Genomic DNA, 15,443 nt, shown 5'->3' with positions numbered 1-15,443 from the left:
TAACATTCAAGGAGCGATCAACCTTGCTTGGTTCAACCGCTTTTGTCTTTCCGGGCCAGGGCTCCCAGTCGGTCGGCATGCTGGCCGCCCTGGCCCAAGCCTTTCCTTCCGTGCAGGAGACCTTCGCCGAGGCGTCGGACATCCTGTCCGTGGATCTCTGGCAGCTGGCCCAGGAAGGTCCCGCCGAGCTCCTGAACCAGACCGTCAATACCCAGCCTGCCATGCTGGCGGCCGGCGTGGCCATTTACCGGGTCTGGATCGAGGAAAGCGGCGCCGCGCCGGATTTCATGGCGGGCCATTCCCTGGGCGAATACACGGCGCTCGTCTGTGCCGAGAGCCTGGCGTTCCGCGATGCCGTCGCCCTGGTGGCGGATCGTGCCCGCTTCATGCAGGAGGCCGTGCCCGAGGGTACCGGCGGCATGGTCGCCGTGCTCGGCATGCAGGATGAGGATGTCATCAATCTGTGCCAGCAGCAGGCCCAGGGCGAGGTGCTGGAACCGGCCAACTTCAACTCCCCCGGCCAGCTGGTCGTGTCGGGCCATCTCAGTGCCGTGCAGCGCCTGGCCCAGGCGGCCACGGAGGCGGGCGCCAAGAAGGTGGTAGTCCTGCCCGTCAGCATACCGAGCCATTGCTCGCTGATGCGGCCGGCGGCGGAGCGTTTGGCTGCCCGCCTGGAGCAGATCGAGATTCAGACTCCCAAGATGCCCGTGGTCAACAACGTCGACGTCAAGACGCCGACCCAGTCCGAGCAGATCAAGGATGCGCTGGTGCGCCAGCTCTACTCCCCGGTGCGCTGGACCGACACCGTCCGCTTCCTGGCCCGCCAGGGCATGTCGGCCGTGGTGGAAATGGGGCCCGGGCGCGTCTTGACCGGCCTGAGCAAGCGCATCGACCGCACCCTGGTGGCCATGTCCATCGACGACCCGGCCTCTTTGGATGCGGCCATGGACAAGGTCTGAAGTACCCGGAGCAAGGAAACCGCCATGAGCAATGTTTTCAGTCTGGAAGGCCAAGTCGCGCTGGTTACCGGCGCCAGCCGCGGCATCGGCCGCGCCATCGCGCTGCGCCTCGGGCAATTGGGCGCGCGGGTGGCGGCCACCGCCACTTCCGCCGCCGGCGTCGAGCAGATCCAGGCGGCCTTCAAGGACGCCGGCATCGACGGCCAGGGTCTGGTCCTGGACGTGACCCAGCCCGATGCCATCGCCGCGGCGCTGCAGCAGGTCGCCGGCGCCTACGGCAGCCCGGCCATCCTGGTCAACAACGCCGGCATCACCCGCGACCAGCTCCTGATGCGCATGAGCGAGGAGGAGTGGGACGCGGTCCTGCAGACCAACCTCAACGCCGTGTTCCGCATGAGCAAGGCGGTGCTGCGCGACATGATGAAGGCGCGCTACGGCCGCATCATTACCATCACCTCGGTGGTCGGCGCCATGGGCAATGCGGGCCAGTGCAACTATGCCGCCTCCAAGGCCGGGGCCGCCGGCTTCAGCCGAGCCCTGGCCCGCGAGGTGGGCAGCCGCAACATCACCGTCAACTGCGTGGCGCCGGGCTTCATCGACACGGACATGACCCGGGCGCTGAGCGAGACCCAGCGCGCTGCGCTGCTGGGGCAGATCCCGCTGGGACGCCTGGGCGACGTGGACGACGTGGCCAATGCGGTCGCTTTCCTGGCATCGCCGGCCGCCGCCTACATCACCGGCGAGACCCTGCACGTGAACGGCGGCATGTACATGGGCTGAGCGCCCGCGCCATCTTTTATTTTTCACAGAGATATGTTCCAATGCGCGCCAACGCATGGATTAATCGCGTAACCTATACCAACCAAGGAGGCTAACCTCACATGAGCAGCATCGAAGAACGCGTGAAGAAGGTTGTTGTGGAACAGTTGGGCGTCAACGAGGACGAAGTGACCAACGAGGCCTCTTTCGTGGATGATCTGGGCGCCGACTCCCTGGATACCGTGGAGTTGGTGATGGCTCTGGAAGAGGAATTCGACTGCGAAATTCCCGACGAAGAGGCGGAGAAGATCACCACTGTCCAGCAGGCTATCGACTACATCCAGGCGAACCTGCCCAAGTAATCACGCCCCCCGGCAAGCCGGCGCGTATCGGCCGCAGGGTCCGTGCGCGCTACGCTTGTTGCATGCGTTCCCCATTTCAGCAAGATGGCTAACACTTCATACAGGAGCATCCTTTGAAGCGGCGCGTCGTTGTCACGGGTCTGGGACTGGTTACGCCGGTGGGCGTGGGGGTCCCGCAGACCTGGAGCAATCTGGTCGAGGGCGTCAGCGGCATTGGCCGCGTCACCCGTTTTGATCCCAGTGCCTACGCCTCCCAGATCGCCGGCGAGGTGAAGGATTTCGATATCACCCGGTACATCAGCGCCAAGGACGCCCGCAAAATGGATCTTTTCATCCATTACGGGCTGGCGGCCGCCGTGGAGGCCATCGAGGACGCCGGGCTGAAGGTCACGCCCGAGATCGCCGAGCGGGTCGGGGTGTCCATCGGTTCGGGCATCGGCGGCCTGCCAGGCATCGAGGGCGGCTACGAGGATTACCTGCGCGGCGGCCCCCGCAAGATTTCCCCCTTCTTCATTCCGAGCTGCATCGTCAACATGGTCAGCGGCCATGTGTCGATCATGTACGGCGCCAAGGGCCCCAATCTGGCCATGGCGACGGCGTGCAGCACCGGTGCCCATTCCATCGGCGATGCGGCGCGGCTCATCGAATACGGCGACGCCGACGTGATGATCGCCGGCGGTGCCGAAGCTGCCATCAGCGCCCTGGGTCTGGGCGGCTTTTCCGCGGCCCGGGCCCTGTCCACCCGCAATGACGAGCCGGCCCGCGCCAGCCGTCCATGGGACAAGGACCGCGATGGTTTCGTGCTCGGCGAGGGGGCCGGCATCGTGGTGCTCGAGGAACGGGAGTTCGCGCTGGCGCGCGGCGCGCGCATTTATGCGGAGCTGGCCGGCTTCGGCATGAGTGGCGATGCTTACCACATGACCCAGCCCGCGCCGAGCGGCGAGGGCGCCGCCCGTTGCATGCGCGCCGCCCTGCGCAATGCCGGCATCCGGCCGGAAGAGGTCGATTACATCAACGCCCACGGCACCTCCACGCCCTTGGGCGACGTCCAGGAGACCGAGGCGATGAAGGCCGTGTTCGGGGAGCATGCCTACAAGCTGGCGGTCAGCTCCACCAAGTCCATGATTGGCCACCTGCTGGGCGCGGCCGGCGGCGTGGAGGCCGTGTTCACGGTCCTGTCGCTGCATCATGGGGTCATTCCGCCCACCATCAACCTGGACAGCCCGGACGAGGGCTGTGATCTGGACTACGTGCCCAACGTCGCCCGCCAGCGCTCCCTGCGCGTCGCCCTCAGCAACTCCTTCGGCTTCGGCGGCACCAACGGCACGCTGGTCTTCCGCAAAGACTAGCTCCATGCACCGGGGCAGGGGGGAGTGGCTGATGCGGCCGCTCTCCCACACGCGCATCGACCTGGCGTCCCTGCATGGCCGCCATCCGCAGCGCTATCCCGCCTGTCTGGAAAGCGTCGCCCACAACGCGCGCACCGGCCGCTACAGCATTCTCTTCGCTTTCCCGGAAGCGGCCCTCTGGCTGGATCGGCAGGGGCGCAGCTGGCGCGGCGATGCGCTGCTGCCGGACACGGCCCGCTTCCTGGACGAGCTGGACCGCCAACTGCTCGCCCCGGCGCCAGCCGAGCCCTGTCCGCTGCCTTTCTGCGGCGGTCACTTCGTCTATCTCGGCTACGAATTCCTGCAGCAGATCGAAGACATCCGCATTCCGCCGGCGGACGGCGCACTGCCGGTCGCCTTCGCCCTGCCGGTGCGCGGCGCCATCGTGCTCGATCACGTGGCCGGGCAGGGCCATTTGGTGGCCAGCGGCCCGGACGCCGCCGCGCTGCTCGAGCAGATGGCCGCGGACCTAGCGGCGCTGGAGCGGATGCCTGGCTACGCGCCCGTCCGCCTGCTCGAACTCCAGGAGGACCCGGAGGCCTGGTTTTTGGACGGTGTGCAGCGCATCCAGGAGTACATCCGCGCCGGCGACGTCTTTCAGGTGAACCTGTCGCGCGCCTGGCAGGCGCGGGTGGCGGGCGAGCGCGCGCCGCTGGCATTGTACCAGCAGCTGCGCCTGCACAATCCGGCGCCTTTTGCCGGCTTCTTTCAGTGGCGGGACAGTTACGTGCTCAGTTCCTCACCCGAGCGGCTGCTGCAGCGCGACGGCGGGCTGCTGCAGAGTCGGCCCATCGCCGGCACCCGCCCGCGGCATCCGCATCAGGATGCGGCCACGACGCGGGAGCTGCTGGCGCATCCCAAGGAACGGGCCGAGCACATCATGCTCATCGATCTGATCCGCAACGACCTGGGCCGGGTATGCCGCCCGGGCAGCATCGCCGTGGATGAGCTCATGGTCATCGAAAGCTACCGTCACGTCCATCACATCGTTTCCAACGTGTGCGGCGCGCCGCGCGCCGAGGCGACGCCCGGACAGATGCTGGCGGCCCTCTTTCCCGGCGGCACCATCACCGGCTGCCCCAAGGTGCGCTGCATGGAGATCATCGGCGAGTTGGAGCGGGTGGGACGCGGTCCTTATACCGGCAGCATGGGCTACGTCAGCGTCGACGGCAAAATGGATTTCAACATCCTGATTCGCAGCATGCAGTATCATCAGGACACCCTGCGCTTGCGCGCCGGGGCCGGCATCGTGGCGGATTCGGTGCCGGCGCGCGAGCTGGAGGAGACGCGTGCCAAGGCAGCGGGTCTGCTGCGCGCACTGGGTGCTGGGCATGACCGTTCTGCTTGACGGCGTGCGGCTGGAGGAGGCCGCGGCACGGGTCTCCCTCTTCGACCGCGGCTTCCAGTACGGGGACGGGCTCTTCGAGACCCTTGCCGTGGTCGCCGGCCGCCCCTTGTTCTGGGAGGCCCATTTCGCGCGCCTGCAACGCTCCGCCCGGCTGCTCGGCTTGCCCATGGCGGCGGAGGCCCTGTGGCGGCAAGAGGCGGAGGCGGCCATCGATCCCGCCGTGCCGCGCCAGGTGCTCAAGCTGATGCTGAGCCGCGGCGTGGGCAGCCGCGGCTATGGACCGAGCGGCCAGGAAACGGCGACCCGGGTCGTTTACACCAGTCCCTGGCCCGGCTATCTGGAGAGTCATTGGCGCCGCGGCATCGTCGCGCGCCACTGCCGCACGCCGCTCCTGGGCGGGGCGGCCTTCGCCACGCTGAAGACCCTGAACCGCCTCAACCAGGTGCTTGCGCGCCAGGAGCTGACGGGCAGCGGGGCCGATGAAGGCCTGATGACGGACACCGGCGGCCATCTGCGCGAGGGCACCTTCACCAATCTCTTTTGGGTGCGGGCCGGGCAGGTGGAAACACCGCGCTTGGATTTCGCCGGGATTCCCGGCATTATGCGGGGCGAGATCATTGCCTGGCTGCGGCAGCGCGGCCAGCGAGTCGTGGAGGTGGATGCCACCGCCGCCGTCCTCGACGAAGCCTCGGAGTGTTTCGTATCCAACAGCCTGATCGGCATCTGGCCGGTGCGGGCCGTGGGAGACAAGGCTTGGCCCGATGCGCCGGGCCCGGTGAGCCGCCATCTGCTTGCTTGGTTGGAGACGCTGTCACTTGCCTAGAAAGTCCGCCTTTCGCCATTTCCTGAACAGCGTGCGGCTCATGCTGCTGGCTGCGCTGCTCGTCGTCGTGGCCGGACTGATCACCTTGGGGATGCAGTACCGCGATTTCCTGCGCACGCCGGTGGCCATGCCCGCCGACGGCGTGGTGGTCACCATCCCGAGCGGCATGCCGGCCCAGCGGGTGGCGAGGGAACTGGCCCGGGCCGGGGTGATCAAGGACTGGCGCCTTTTCTACCTGCATTTGCGTCTGAGCGGCAAGACCCGCCAGATCAAGACCGGCGATTATCTCTTCGTCCGCCAGCTGACGCCCGCCGAGGTGCTGCAAAAGCTGGTGCGCGGCGAGGTGCTGCCCCGCCAGTTCACCATCCTGCCCGGTTGGCGGGTGCGCGACGTGATCCAGGCGCTGCAAGGCTATGGCCACATGCTGGACCTGAGCGGCCTGCCGCCGCCGAACCAGGCCCAGGACCTGTTGGCGCGCATGCAGGCGTCCAATGAATTCGCCGAGGGCTGGCTGTATCCGGATACCTACCGCTTCGAGCGCGGAACCAATGCCCTGGCCCTGCTGGGACGGGCCTATGCCAAGATGCGACAGGTGCTGGACGAGGAGTGGAGCGGGCGGGCGCCCGATCTGCCCCTGGCTTCCCCTTATGAGGCGCTGATCCTCGCCTCCATCATCGAGAAGGAAACCGGACGCGCGGATGAGAGGCCGCTGGTGGCCGCGGTCTTCATCAACCGGCTGCGCCTGGGCATGCGCCTGCAGACCGATCCCACGGTGATCTACGGCATGGGCGAGGCATACAAGGGCAACATCCGCACCCAGGATCTGCGTCAGCCCACGCCGTACAACACCTATACCATCACCGGACTGCCGCCGACGCCCATCGCCCTGCCCAGCCGGGCTTCCATTCACGCCGCCCTGCATCCGGCGGACAGCGACGCCTTGTTTTTCGTGGCCAACGGGCAGGGCGGCCACGTCTTTACCAGCACCTACGCCGAACACGAGGCGGCGGTGCAGCGCTATCTGCTTGGGCGCAAGCCATGAGCCGCGGCGGGCGGGGTTGCTTCATCACTCTCGAAGGCATAGAGGGCGCGGGCAAGAGCACGCAGCAGACCTATCTGGCCGATTACCTGCGCGCGCGCGGTCGGGAGGTGGTGGTGACCCGCGAGCCCGGCGGTACCGCCCTGGGCGAACGGGTGCGTGCCATCTTCCTGGATCCGGCCCTGCCGGACACCGGGGCCGACAGCGAGCTGCTGCTCATCTACGCCGCCCGCGCCCAGCACCTGCATGAGCTGATCCTGCCCAGTCTCGCCCGCGGCGCGGTGGTGCTCTGCGATCGCTTCGAGGACTCCACCTATGCTTACCAGGGCGGCGGCCGCGGGGTGCCCGCGGCGCGCATCGAGGTGCTGTCGAACTGGCTGCTGCAGGGTCTGCAGCCGGACCTGACTCTGTGGCTGGACGTGGAGCCCGAGCTGGGTCTGGCACGGGCATGCAGGCGCTCGACACAGGACCGCCTGGAGCAGGAGACCGTGGCGTTCTTCACGCGGGCCCGCGCCGTATTCGCCGCGCGGGCGGCGGCTTCGCCGGCGCGCATCGTGCGCATCGATGCCGACGCGGACCGGGAGCAGGTGAGCCGGCAGCTGCTCGCCGCCGTCCAGGAGCGCCTGCGGCTGTGAGCGGCAGCCCGAAGCAGGACCTGCGCCGCCATCCGGGCCTGGCTCGGGCCGTGGCGCACGTGGAGCAGGCGCTGTCCCAATCGCGCCTGGCCCAGGCGCTCCTGCTCGGCGGCGGCCAGGGACTGGGCAAAGGGGTCTTTGCCCGCGCACTCGTCGCTCATCTGCTCTGCGAACAGACATCGGCAGACACGCTGGACGCCTGCGGACAGTGCCGCTCCTGCCATCTGCTGGCTGTCGACAGCCACCCCGATTTCCTCCATCTCGTGCCCGAGGGCGAAGGCAAGCAGATCCCGGTGCAGGCGGTGCGCGAGGCCAGCGCCTTCCTGCAGCTGACGCCGCAGATCGCCAGCCGGCGCGTGCTGCTCGTGGAGCCGGCCGAAGCCATGCATCACCACGCCGCCAATGCCTTCCTGAAGACCCTGGAGGAGCCGGGCATGCATGCCCAGATCCTCCTGCTCAGCCACGAGCCCAACCGGCTGCTGCCCACCATCCGCAGCCGCTGCCAGCAGCTCGCCTTCGTGCCGGCGGAGACTGCCGCGCTGGAGCGCTGGCTGCAGGAGGCGGCCGGCGTCCCGCCCGCCGACGCGGCGGCGCTGGCGCGCTTCTGCTTCGGCCGCCCGCAAAAGGCGCTGACCTGGTGGCGGCAGGGCACCCTGGAGCAGCGCCGTGCCTGGCTGCAGCGTTTTCTGGCGCTCCCGGGCGAAGAGGCGGCCGCGAGCCTGAAGACGGCGGCCGAGTGGGCCAAGCAGGGGGAGGCGGCGGAGCTGCTGCCGGTGCTGCATACGGTCTTCGCCGATCTGCTGCGTTTGCGGCTGCTGCGGGATGCGCCTATTATTAACAGCGATTGCCGGGCGGCGCTGGAGGCGCTGGCGAGGCGCGTGCAGGTGCCTGCCCTGCTGGAGCTGGAAGGTGCGTGGCGCCAGGCCTACCTGGCCGAAGCGCAGAACCTGAATCTGACGCTGGTGCTGGAGGATCTGCTCCTGCGCTGGCAGGACCGGCGACTGTGGGCGCGGCCGGGCTGAGCGGCGTCTTGCGGCACAACGAAGAGGGTTAACGCATGGATCCGAAAAACCCCGCGGCGGCCAAATCCGCCGTCATTTCCGTCCAGTTCAAGGATGCCTTGAGCCTGTACGAGCATTTCATGCCGCAGATCAAGGGCGGCGGCATCTTCATCGAGACCAGCCGCCCCTATGCGCTGGGTGACGAGCTCTTCATTCTGCTCACCCTGCCGGATGACGGGCCGCGCGTGCCGGTGGCCGGCAAGGTGGTGTGGATCACGCCCGAGGGCAGCCGCGACGGTCGGCCGGCGGGTGTCGGCATCCAGTTCACCGGCGATCAGAGCAGCCTGACGGTCCGCATCCAGAACCTGCTCCTGACGGCGCCCACCGCCGATCGCCTCACCTGCACCTTTTAAGATTGCCCACGGCCCGGCCAGCGGCCGGGCCCCGTCTCACGCATCCAATGTCCATGATTCTCGCTGATTCACACTGTCACATCGATTTCGACGACTATGCCGAGGGCCGCGCGGGCGTCATCGCCGCGGCCCGCGCCGTCGGCGTGCGCTACCTGCTGGACGTCAGCGTGGACGTTGCGCACTGGGAGCGGGTGCTGCGGGTGGCCGCCGATGATCTGCACATCTACGCCTCCGTGGGCGTGCACCCGAACGAGGCCCACGATCCGGCCACCGAACCCGACGTGGAGCGGCTGGTGGCCATGGCGCAACGACCCAAGGTGGTGGCCATCGGCGAAACGGGGCTGGATTACTACCGCACGCCGGTCGAGGCGGCGGCGGGGCAGCAGCAGCGTTTCCGCACCCATATCCGCGCGGCACGGCGGATCGGCAAGCCGCTCATCATCCACACCCGCGCCGCGGCGGCGGACACCCTGGCCGTCATGGCCGAGGAGGAGGCCGGGCAGGCGGGCGGCGTCATGCACTGCTTCGCGGAGAGCTGGGCGGTGGCCGAGGCGGCCCTGGACATGGATTTTTACATCTCCTTCTCGGGCATCGTCACTTTCAAGAATGCTTTGGAGCTGCAGGAGGTGGCGCGGCGGGTGCCCTTGGAGCGCATGCTGATCGAGACCGATTCACCGTTCCTGGCGCCGGTGCCCTACCGGGGCAAGGTCAATCAGCCCGCCTACGTGCTGGAAGTGGCCCGCAAGATCGCCGAACTGCGCGGCATTGCCGTGGAAGAGGTGGCGGAACGGACCACGCAAAATTTCCTGGAACTGTTTAAAATCCCGACCCAGCAGGCAGACTGACGGGAAGAGGACATCGTGGACATCATCTTTTTGGGCACCGGATCGAGCATGGGCACGCCGGCCATCGGCTGCGACTGCCCGGTGTGCACCAGCACGGACCCGCGCAACCGCCGCAGCCGCGCCAGCATCCTGGTGCGCGCGGGCGGCCGGCACATCCTGATCGATCCCGGCCCGGACATGCGCAGCCAGATGCTGCGCGAGGACATCCGGCACCTGGATGCGGTCCTGCTGACCCACATGCACGCCGATCACGTCAACGGCATCGACGACCTGCGCAGCTTCAACTACCTGCAGCGGCAGGTCATCCCGTGCTACGGCGATCGCTACACCATGGCCAACGTGCAGGAACGCTTCTCCTACTGCTTCACCCCGCCGGATCCAAGCTGGAGCAAGCCCTCCCTGTCCGGCCACGTCCTCGACGGGCCCCTTGCCTGGGACGCACTGCGGGTCATCCCGGTCCCGGTCATGCACGGCAAGCTGCCCATTTTCGCCTATCGCCTCAACGATGTGGCCTATCTGACCGATCTCAAGACCCTGCCCGACAGCTCCCTGGACCTGCTGCGCGGCCTGGAGGTGCTGATCCTGGACTGCCTGCGCTACCGGGAGCACCCGACCCATCTGAACGTGGAAGAAGCGCTCGCGCTGGCCGAGCGCATCGGTGCCGAGCGGACCTACTTCACCCACATGACCCACGAAATCGACTACGACGACCTGAACTCCCGGCTGCCGTCCGGCGTGCAGCTGGCTTACGACGGCCTGCGCGTGCAGCTGTAGCTTACAGCCGGCATTTGGCAACGCTGTCGCGCGGCTGCCGACCTGCTTCTGTCTCCCTCCTGCTGACCCCGCAATCCTGCCCGCCCCTCCGCCATCGGACCTTGGTGGGATAGGGAAAGCATTCTGCTGACCGTATTGTGGCCTTGTCTTTTCCGCATAGTGAAAAACCGAGCGCCTTCAAGGTTCCATAACAACGCTAAAGCAGAATGCAAAGGGGGGATGTCAATGAAGGTCAACCTGTCGGTGACCCGGCACGAGCAGAGCTATCCCGAACACGTCCAGCTGATCTCCACCACCGACCTCAAGGGCTGCATCACCTACGCCAACCAGGACTTCATCGACGTCAGCGGCTTCAGCGCCGATGAGCTGCTGCACAAGAGCCACAATCTGGTCCGCCATCCGGACATGCCGCCCGAGGCGTTCGCCGATCTGTGGGATACCCTGAAGCGGGGACAATTCTGGCTGGGGGTACGCGCTCAGGCACAGGAGAGCGTCACGCACGCGGCCAAGGCCAGTGCCTCGCTGTGCAGGGTGTGGCCCGGATCAACGACATGAACGGCCACATCGCCGCCGCCGTGGAGGAACAATCCGCAGTCGCCGCAGAGGTCAGCCGCAACATCAGCAACATCAATGTGGTGGCGGAAAGCAACTTCAGTCGGGGGCAGTGCATGGCGGCGGCCAGCGACGGACTGCTGCGCATGGCGATGGAGCTGAACGCCGTGGTGCGGCGTTTCAAGGGCTGACTCGCGCGCTGGCCAGTCGGGATCCATGCGGCCGCGACGCCGGCTGCCGTGCCATCCCGACTTGCACTTGACGGGCCAGGCGGTTTATACAGAGCCCGACACGCCGAGATGCAAGCCGCCGATCGCCCGGATTTCACGCGCCATGACAAAAATAAAGCTGCACTGGCAGATTCTCATCGCCCTGGCCCTCGCCGTGGCCGTGGGTTCCTGGACGGGCCCGGATGCCACGCTGATGGGCGTGAGCGCCTACGCCATCTACGACTTCGTCGGCACGCTGTTCCTGAACGCGCTGAAGATGCTGGTGGTGCCGCTCATCGTCGCCTCGCTGATCACCGGCGTCGCCTCCATCGGCTCCGGTGCCTCCCTCGGCCGGCTGGGCGGCAAGACCCTGCTCTACTATCTGAGCACCACGCTGCTGGCGGTGCTGGTGGGGCTGGGTATGGCCAACCTGATTGCACCGGGCATCGTCGATGGCCAGCCGGCGCGGCAGCTGATCGGTCTGGACGCCGAAACGGCTTCGGTCGCCGAGGCGGTGCAGGGGCGGGGAAGCGCGGATCTGCTGGGGATCTTCCTGCGCATGGTGCCCACCAACGTGGTGGAGGCCGCGGCCCGGGGCGAGATGCTCGGGCTGATCTTTTTCAGTCTGCTCTTCGGCTACTTTCTCACTCAGGTGCAGGGCCGCGGCGGTGAAGTCCTGCTGGCATTCTGGCAGGGCGTGTTCGAGGTCATGATGCGGATGACCGACTGGGTGATGCGCTTCGCGCCCGTCGGCGTCTTCGCCCTGGTGGCCAAGGTCGCCGCCGGCACCGGGCTGGCCGCGCTGCAGCCTTTGCTGCTCTTTCTGCTGACCGTGCTGCTGGGGCTCGCCGTCCACTTTTTTCTGGTGCTGCCTTTGCTGCTGCGCCTGCTGGGCCGGGTCGATCCGTTGCGCCACTACCAGGCCATGGCGCCGGCCCTGTTGACCGCCTTTTCCACGGCGTCGTCCTCGGCGACCCTGCCGCTCACCATGGAGTGCCTGGAGAAGAACGCCGGCGTGTCCAACCGGGTGAGCAGCTTCGTCCTGCCGCTGGGCGCCACGGTGAACATGGACGGCACCGCGCTCTATGAGTGCGTGGCGGTGCTTTTCATCGCCCAGGCTTATGGTGTCGAGCTCAGCCTGGGCATGCAGTTCACCGTGGTGCTGCTGGCCCTGCTCACCTCCATCGGCGTGGCCGGCATCCCGGCGGCGAGCTTGGTCGCCATCGTCATCATCCTGGGCGCGGTGGGGCTGCCGGCCGAAGGCATCGGCCTCATCCTGGCGGTGGACCGCATCCTGGACATGTGCCGCACCGCCGTCAACGTCTTCAGCGACAGCTGCGGCGCGGTGATCATCGGCCGTTCGGAGGGGGAGACGGGAATTTTGACCGCCACGCGGCCCTCCTAGCAAGAGAGCTTTCATCGACAGGCAAGCTGGATGGATTCCTCAGAAGGAGAACAGCAAATGGATCTGCTCCGCATTCTGCTTTCAGTGCTCATCCCGCCGCTGGGCGTCTTTCTGCAGGTCGGCCTGGGCGGCCAGTTCTGGCTGAACGTCCTGCTGACCCTGCTCGGCTACATCCCGGGTCTGGTGCATGCCATCTGGATCATCGCCCGGCGCTAGGACTCGCGTGGCCGGCGGGATGGTTCGCGTTTGGGCGCTGTGCTGGCTTCTGTTCTTCGCCGTCGGCGCCCGCGCCCATCATGATCCCGGGCGGGAGCTGCTGGACAGCTTGGCGGCGCAGTGCGGGGCGGCCTTGTACGGTGCCCTCTACGCCCTGCCGGACACCCAGCCGGCCTTTCACGCCGTGGCCGGGCCGGGCGACTGGGGCACGCTGTTGCCGCCCGAGATCGCTCGCCGGCTCGGGCCGGCGGGCCAGGAGGCGCTGCTGGCGCGCGTGGCCGGGCAGATGCAGGAACCGAATGCGCAGCGAACTTTCCAGCGCATCCGCTTCTGGTGCGCCGCCTACGCCCAGCTCGACGCCATGAACGCCTATGCCGGCGTGGAGACCACAGCTGCGGCCCTCTACAGCACGGCGCTGACGCGCGGCGTCTTCGACCGGGTGCTGGGGGCGCGGAGCTGGGAGCGGTCGCCGGTCACGCCGCGCCAGGTCGGCGAAAGCCTGGCGGCGGCGGAACTGCCCGGCATCTACTACGCGGCGGCGAACCGGATCTCGACGCTGCCCGCCGCCCGGCAGGCCGCGTACTTTCGCGACCTGTACGCAGCGCTGCTGCGCCTGATGCCGGGCTAGCGGCCGTTTCCCGCGCGTCCGGCATGGCGCGGCGCCCGGGCGGGCCCTTCTGGGGATAACATGGCGCCGTGCGCGCGCCTATACTGCAAGTATCCCTCGACCCATTTGCAAGAAGACTACTGCACAGGAGCCATCCATGCGGGACTATCGCCACGTCTTGCTGGCCACGGATTTCTCCCCCCACAGCGAGGCCGCCGCCCAGCGTGCACTCGACCTGACCCGGCGCTACGGCGCGCATCTGAGCCTGATCCACGTCATCGAGGAGTTGACGGCGCAGCTGCGGGGCGCGGAGAGCAGCGCTTTTCTGACCAATCGTGCCCAGGAAGCGCTGACCCGCTTCGCCGAGCGCCTCGGCCTGCAGGAGGCCCGCATGCTGGTGGAGTGGGGGTCCCCCCGCACGGAGATCCTGCGCGTGGCTCAGGAGCAGCAGATGGATCTCATCGTGCTGGGCTCCCACGGCCAGCGCGGCCACGCCCTGCTGCTGGGCTCCACGGCCAATGCGGTGCTGCACAGCGCCCCCTGCGACGTGCTGGCGGTGCGCGCCGTGCCATGACGAGGGAGCAAAAGGGAAGGGCCGCCATGCGCGCATGGATCACGCTGCCGCTGCTGTGCCTGTTCTGCGGCGCTTGCGCGAGGACGCCGCCGCAAGCGTCCGAGGATCCCCAAAGCGTGGTCAGGGCCTGGCACGCCTGCGTCGTCGCGGAGACCCGGCGCTTCGCGCCGCGCGCGCAAAACATCGTGCAGCTGGCGATGACCGCGGACGACAATTGCCGCTACTATGAGGAGCGCCTGCAAGCGCTGATGACGCGCAAGCCGGGCTACTCGCGCCACTACGTGCAGGATTTCGTCGCCGGCTCCTCGCGCCAGGCCGCCGATCTGGCGCTGGACGCCGCCCGCTTCGAATTCGCGCATCGTTAGACGAAAACTCTTTCCCCAAGAAATCTGGACCGAGAAAACAGTATGCAATATCGCAAGCTTGGGAGCAGCGACCTGGCCGTTTCGGAAATCGGCCTGGGCACCATGACCTTCGGCGAGCAGAACAGCCTCGACGAGGCCCGCCGGCAGCTCGATCATGCCGTGGCCCAGGGGGTCAACTTCATCGATGCCGCGGAAATGTACCCGGTGCCGGGGCGCCCGGAGACCCAGGGGCGGACGGAGGAGTACGTGGGCGACTGGCTCAAGGGCCAACCGCGCGACCGCTTGATCATCGCCAGCAAGGTGACCGGTCCGGCGCGCGGCTTCGACTGGATCCGCGGCGGGCCGCGCGCGGTGGACCGGCGCAACATCGAGGAGGCCGTGCACGGCAGCCTGCGGCGCTTGGGCACCGACTATATCGACCTCTACCAGATCCACTGGCCGGACCGCTACGTGCCCATGTTCGGCCAGAGTGCTTATGATGCGGCCCTGGAGCGGCCCTGCACGCCGATCCAGGAGCAGCTCGAGACTATGGCGGATCTCATCCGGGCCGGCAAAATCCGCTATGTCGGCCTCAGCAATGAAACCCCGTGGGGCGTGTCCGCGTTCGTCAAGGTAGCCGAGCAGATGGACCTGCCGCGAGTGATCTCGATCCAGAACGCCTACAACCTGATCAACCGCAGCTTCGAGAGCGGCCTGGCGGAGACCTGCCGTCACGAGGGCCTGGGTCTCCTGGCCTACAGCCCGTTGGCCTTCGGGCTGCTGTCGGGCAAGTACCTGCGCGAGCCGCCCGCCAGCGCGCGCCTGACCTGCTTTCCCGAGTTCGGCGGCCGCTACCGCAAGCCCAACGTGGACGAAGCGGTGGCGGCCTACGCGGCGCTGGCGGAGCGGCTCGGCCTGGCTCCCGCCGCCCTGGCCCTGTCCTTTGTGCGCAGCCGCTGGTTCGTCAGCAGCACCATCATCGGCGCCACCTGCCTGGACCAGCTCGCCGCCAATCTGGACAGCGTTCGCGTCACCCTGGATGCGGAAACCCTGGCGGCCATCGACGCCATCCACGCCCGCTATCCCAATCCGGCGCCCTGACGGAACGGCCTGCCGCCGTGTCGAACTTCCGGCGGCGCGGCGCATCTTAGCTCCTGTAACGGTCTGTTCACGAATCGGCCTATCCGATG

General features: G+C 67.6%; 20 protein-coding genes. All 20 read left to right on the top strand.

Features of this window, described 5'->3' with window-relative positions; genetic code table 11:
* Nucleotides 1-23 precede the first annotated feature (23 nt).
* Nucleotides 24-959 (top strand): ACP S-malonyltransferase, encoded by a 936-nt coding sequence (fabD, locus tag G579_RS0106585; protein WP_028989545.1) that lies wholly within the window; start codon nt 24-26, stop codon nt 957-959.
* 24 nt (nt 960-983) lie between these two features.
* On the top strand, nt 984-1,739 hold the full coding sequence (gene fabG, locus G579_RS0106580) for a 3-oxoacyl-ACP reductase FabG (RefSeq protein ID WP_028989544.1): 756 nt from the start codon (nt 984-986) through the stop codon (nt 1,737-1,739).
* 101 nt (nt 1,740-1,840) lie between these two features.
* The gene (acpP, locus tag G579_RS0106575) at nt 1,841-2,080 is read left to right on the top strand and encodes an acyl carrier protein (protein WP_028989543.1); all 240 of its coding nucleotides are present in this window, start codon (nt 1,841-1,843) and stop codon (nt 2,078-2,080) included.
* Between the two features lie 113 nt (nt 2,081-2,193).
* A complete protein-coding gene (gene fabF / locus G579_RS0106570; protein ID WP_028989542.1) occupies nt 2,194-3,429 on the top strand; it encodes a beta-ketoacyl-ACP synthase II in 1,236 nt (411 codons plus the stop codon).
* A 31-nt stretch (nt 3,430-3,460) separates the two neighbouring features.
* Nucleotides 3,461-4,816 (top strand): aminodeoxychorismate synthase component I, encoded by a 1,356-nt coding sequence (locus tag G579_RS0106565; RefSeq protein ID WP_155989758.1) that lies wholly within the window; start codon nt 3,461-3,463, stop codon nt 4,814-4,816.
* A complete protein-coding gene (pabC, locus tag G579_RS0106560; RefSeq protein ID WP_038018659.1) occupies nt 4,800-5,639 on the top strand; it encodes an aminodeoxychorismate lyase in 840 nt (279 codons plus the stop codon). The genes G579_RS0106565 and pabC overlap by 17 nt, the downstream gene beginning before the upstream one ends.
* Nucleotides 5,632-6,681 (top strand): endolytic transglycosylase MltG, encoded by a 1,050-nt coding sequence (mltG, locus tag G579_RS0106555; RefSeq protein ID WP_081662639.1) that lies wholly within the window; start codon nt 5,632-5,634, stop codon nt 6,679-6,681. Before pabC ends, mltG begins: the two co-directional genes overlap by 8 nt.
* Nucleotides 6,678-7,313, top strand: a complete 636-nt coding sequence (gene tmk, locus G579_RS0106550; RefSeq protein WP_028989538.1) for a dTMP kinase — start codon at nt 6,678-6,680, stop codon at nt 7,311-7,313. Before mltG ends, tmk begins: the two co-directional genes overlap by 4 nt.
* Complete coding sequence (holB, locus tag G579_RS0106545; protein WP_051181020.1) at nt 7,310-8,335, top strand: DNA polymerase III subunit delta'; 1,026 nt, start codon at nt 7,310-7,312, stop codon at nt 8,333-8,335. The genes tmk and holB overlap by 4 nt, the downstream gene beginning before the upstream one ends.
* Nucleotides 8,336-8,370: 35 nt before the next feature.
* Entirely contained in the window at nt 8,371-8,727 is a 357-nt protein-coding gene (locus G579_RS0106540; RefSeq protein ID WP_028989536.1) for a PilZ domain-containing protein, read from the top strand.
* 53 nt (nt 8,728-8,780) lie between these two features.
* Nucleotides 8,781-9,572 carry a TatD family hydrolase gene (locus G579_RS0106535; RefSeq protein WP_028989535.1) on the top strand — a complete coding sequence of 264 codons (792 nt, stop codon included), beginning with the start codon at nt 8,781-8,783 and terminating at the stop codon, nt 9,570-9,572.
* 15 nt (nt 9,573-9,587) lie between these two features.
* Nucleotides 9,588-10,346, top strand: a complete 759-nt coding sequence (locus tag G579_RS0106530; protein ID WP_028989534.1) for an MBL fold metallo-hydrolase — start codon at nt 9,588-9,590, stop codon at nt 10,344-10,346.
* Nucleotides 10,347-10,571: 225 nt separating this feature from the next.
* Nucleotides 10,572-10,901, top strand: a complete 330-nt coding sequence (locus G579_RS0106525; RefSeq protein WP_028989533.1) for a PAS domain-containing protein — start codon at nt 10,572-10,574, stop codon at nt 10,899-10,901.
* Complete coding sequence (locus G579_RS0106520; protein WP_028989532.1) at nt 10,898-11,089, top strand: hypothetical protein; 192 nt, start codon at nt 10,898-10,900, stop codon at nt 11,087-11,089. Before G579_RS0106525 ends, G579_RS0106520 begins: the two co-directional genes overlap by 4 nt.
* Before the next feature lie 142 nt (nt 11,090-11,231).
* Nucleotides 11,232-12,512, top strand: a complete 1,281-nt coding sequence (locus G579_RS0106515) for a dicarboxylate/amino acid:cation symporter (protein ID WP_211218676.1) — start codon at nt 11,232-11,234, stop codon at nt 12,510-12,512.
* A 57-nt stretch (nt 12,513-12,569) separates the two neighbouring features.
* Complete coding sequence (locus G579_RS18600) at nt 12,570-12,728, top strand: YqaE/Pmp3 family membrane protein (RefSeq protein WP_038018593.1); 159 nt, start codon at nt 12,570-12,572, stop codon at nt 12,726-12,728.
* Nucleotides 12,729-12,747: 19 nt separating this feature from the next.
* Nucleotides 12,748-13,356, top strand: a complete 609-nt coding sequence (locus G579_RS0106505) for a hypothetical protein (protein ID WP_028989530.1) — start codon at nt 12,748-12,750, stop codon at nt 13,354-13,356.
* 136 nt (nt 13,357-13,492) lie between these two features.
* Nucleotides 13,493-13,909, top strand: a complete 417-nt coding sequence (locus G579_RS0106500; RefSeq protein WP_028989529.1) for a universal stress protein — start codon at nt 13,493-13,495, stop codon at nt 13,907-13,909.
* Nucleotides 13,910-13,935: 26 nt separating this feature from the next.
* Nucleotides 13,936-14,274 carry a hypothetical protein gene (locus tag G579_RS0106495; protein WP_028989528.1) on the top strand — a complete coding sequence of 113 codons (339 nt, stop codon included), beginning with the start codon at nt 13,936-13,938 and terminating at the stop codon, nt 14,272-14,274.
* Nucleotides 14,275-14,316: 42 nt separating this feature from the next.
* Nucleotides 14,317-15,354 carry an NADP(H)-dependent aldo-keto reductase gene (locus G579_RS0106490; protein ID WP_028989527.1) on the top strand — a complete coding sequence of 346 codons (1,038 nt, stop codon included), beginning with the start codon at nt 14,317-14,319 and terminating at the stop codon, nt 15,352-15,354.
* The last annotated feature ends 89 nt before the right edge of the window (nt 15,355-15,443 follow it).

This window comes from Thermithiobacillus tepidarius DSM 3134, from assembly GCF_000423825.1.
GTDB lineage: Bacteria > Pseudomonadota > Gammaproteobacteria > Acidithiobacillales > Thermithiobacillaceae > Thermithiobacillus > Thermithiobacillus tepidarius.
The sequence above is the reverse complement of the archived record's forward strand: the minus strand, read 5'-3'. Positions and strand labels throughout refer to the sequence as shown.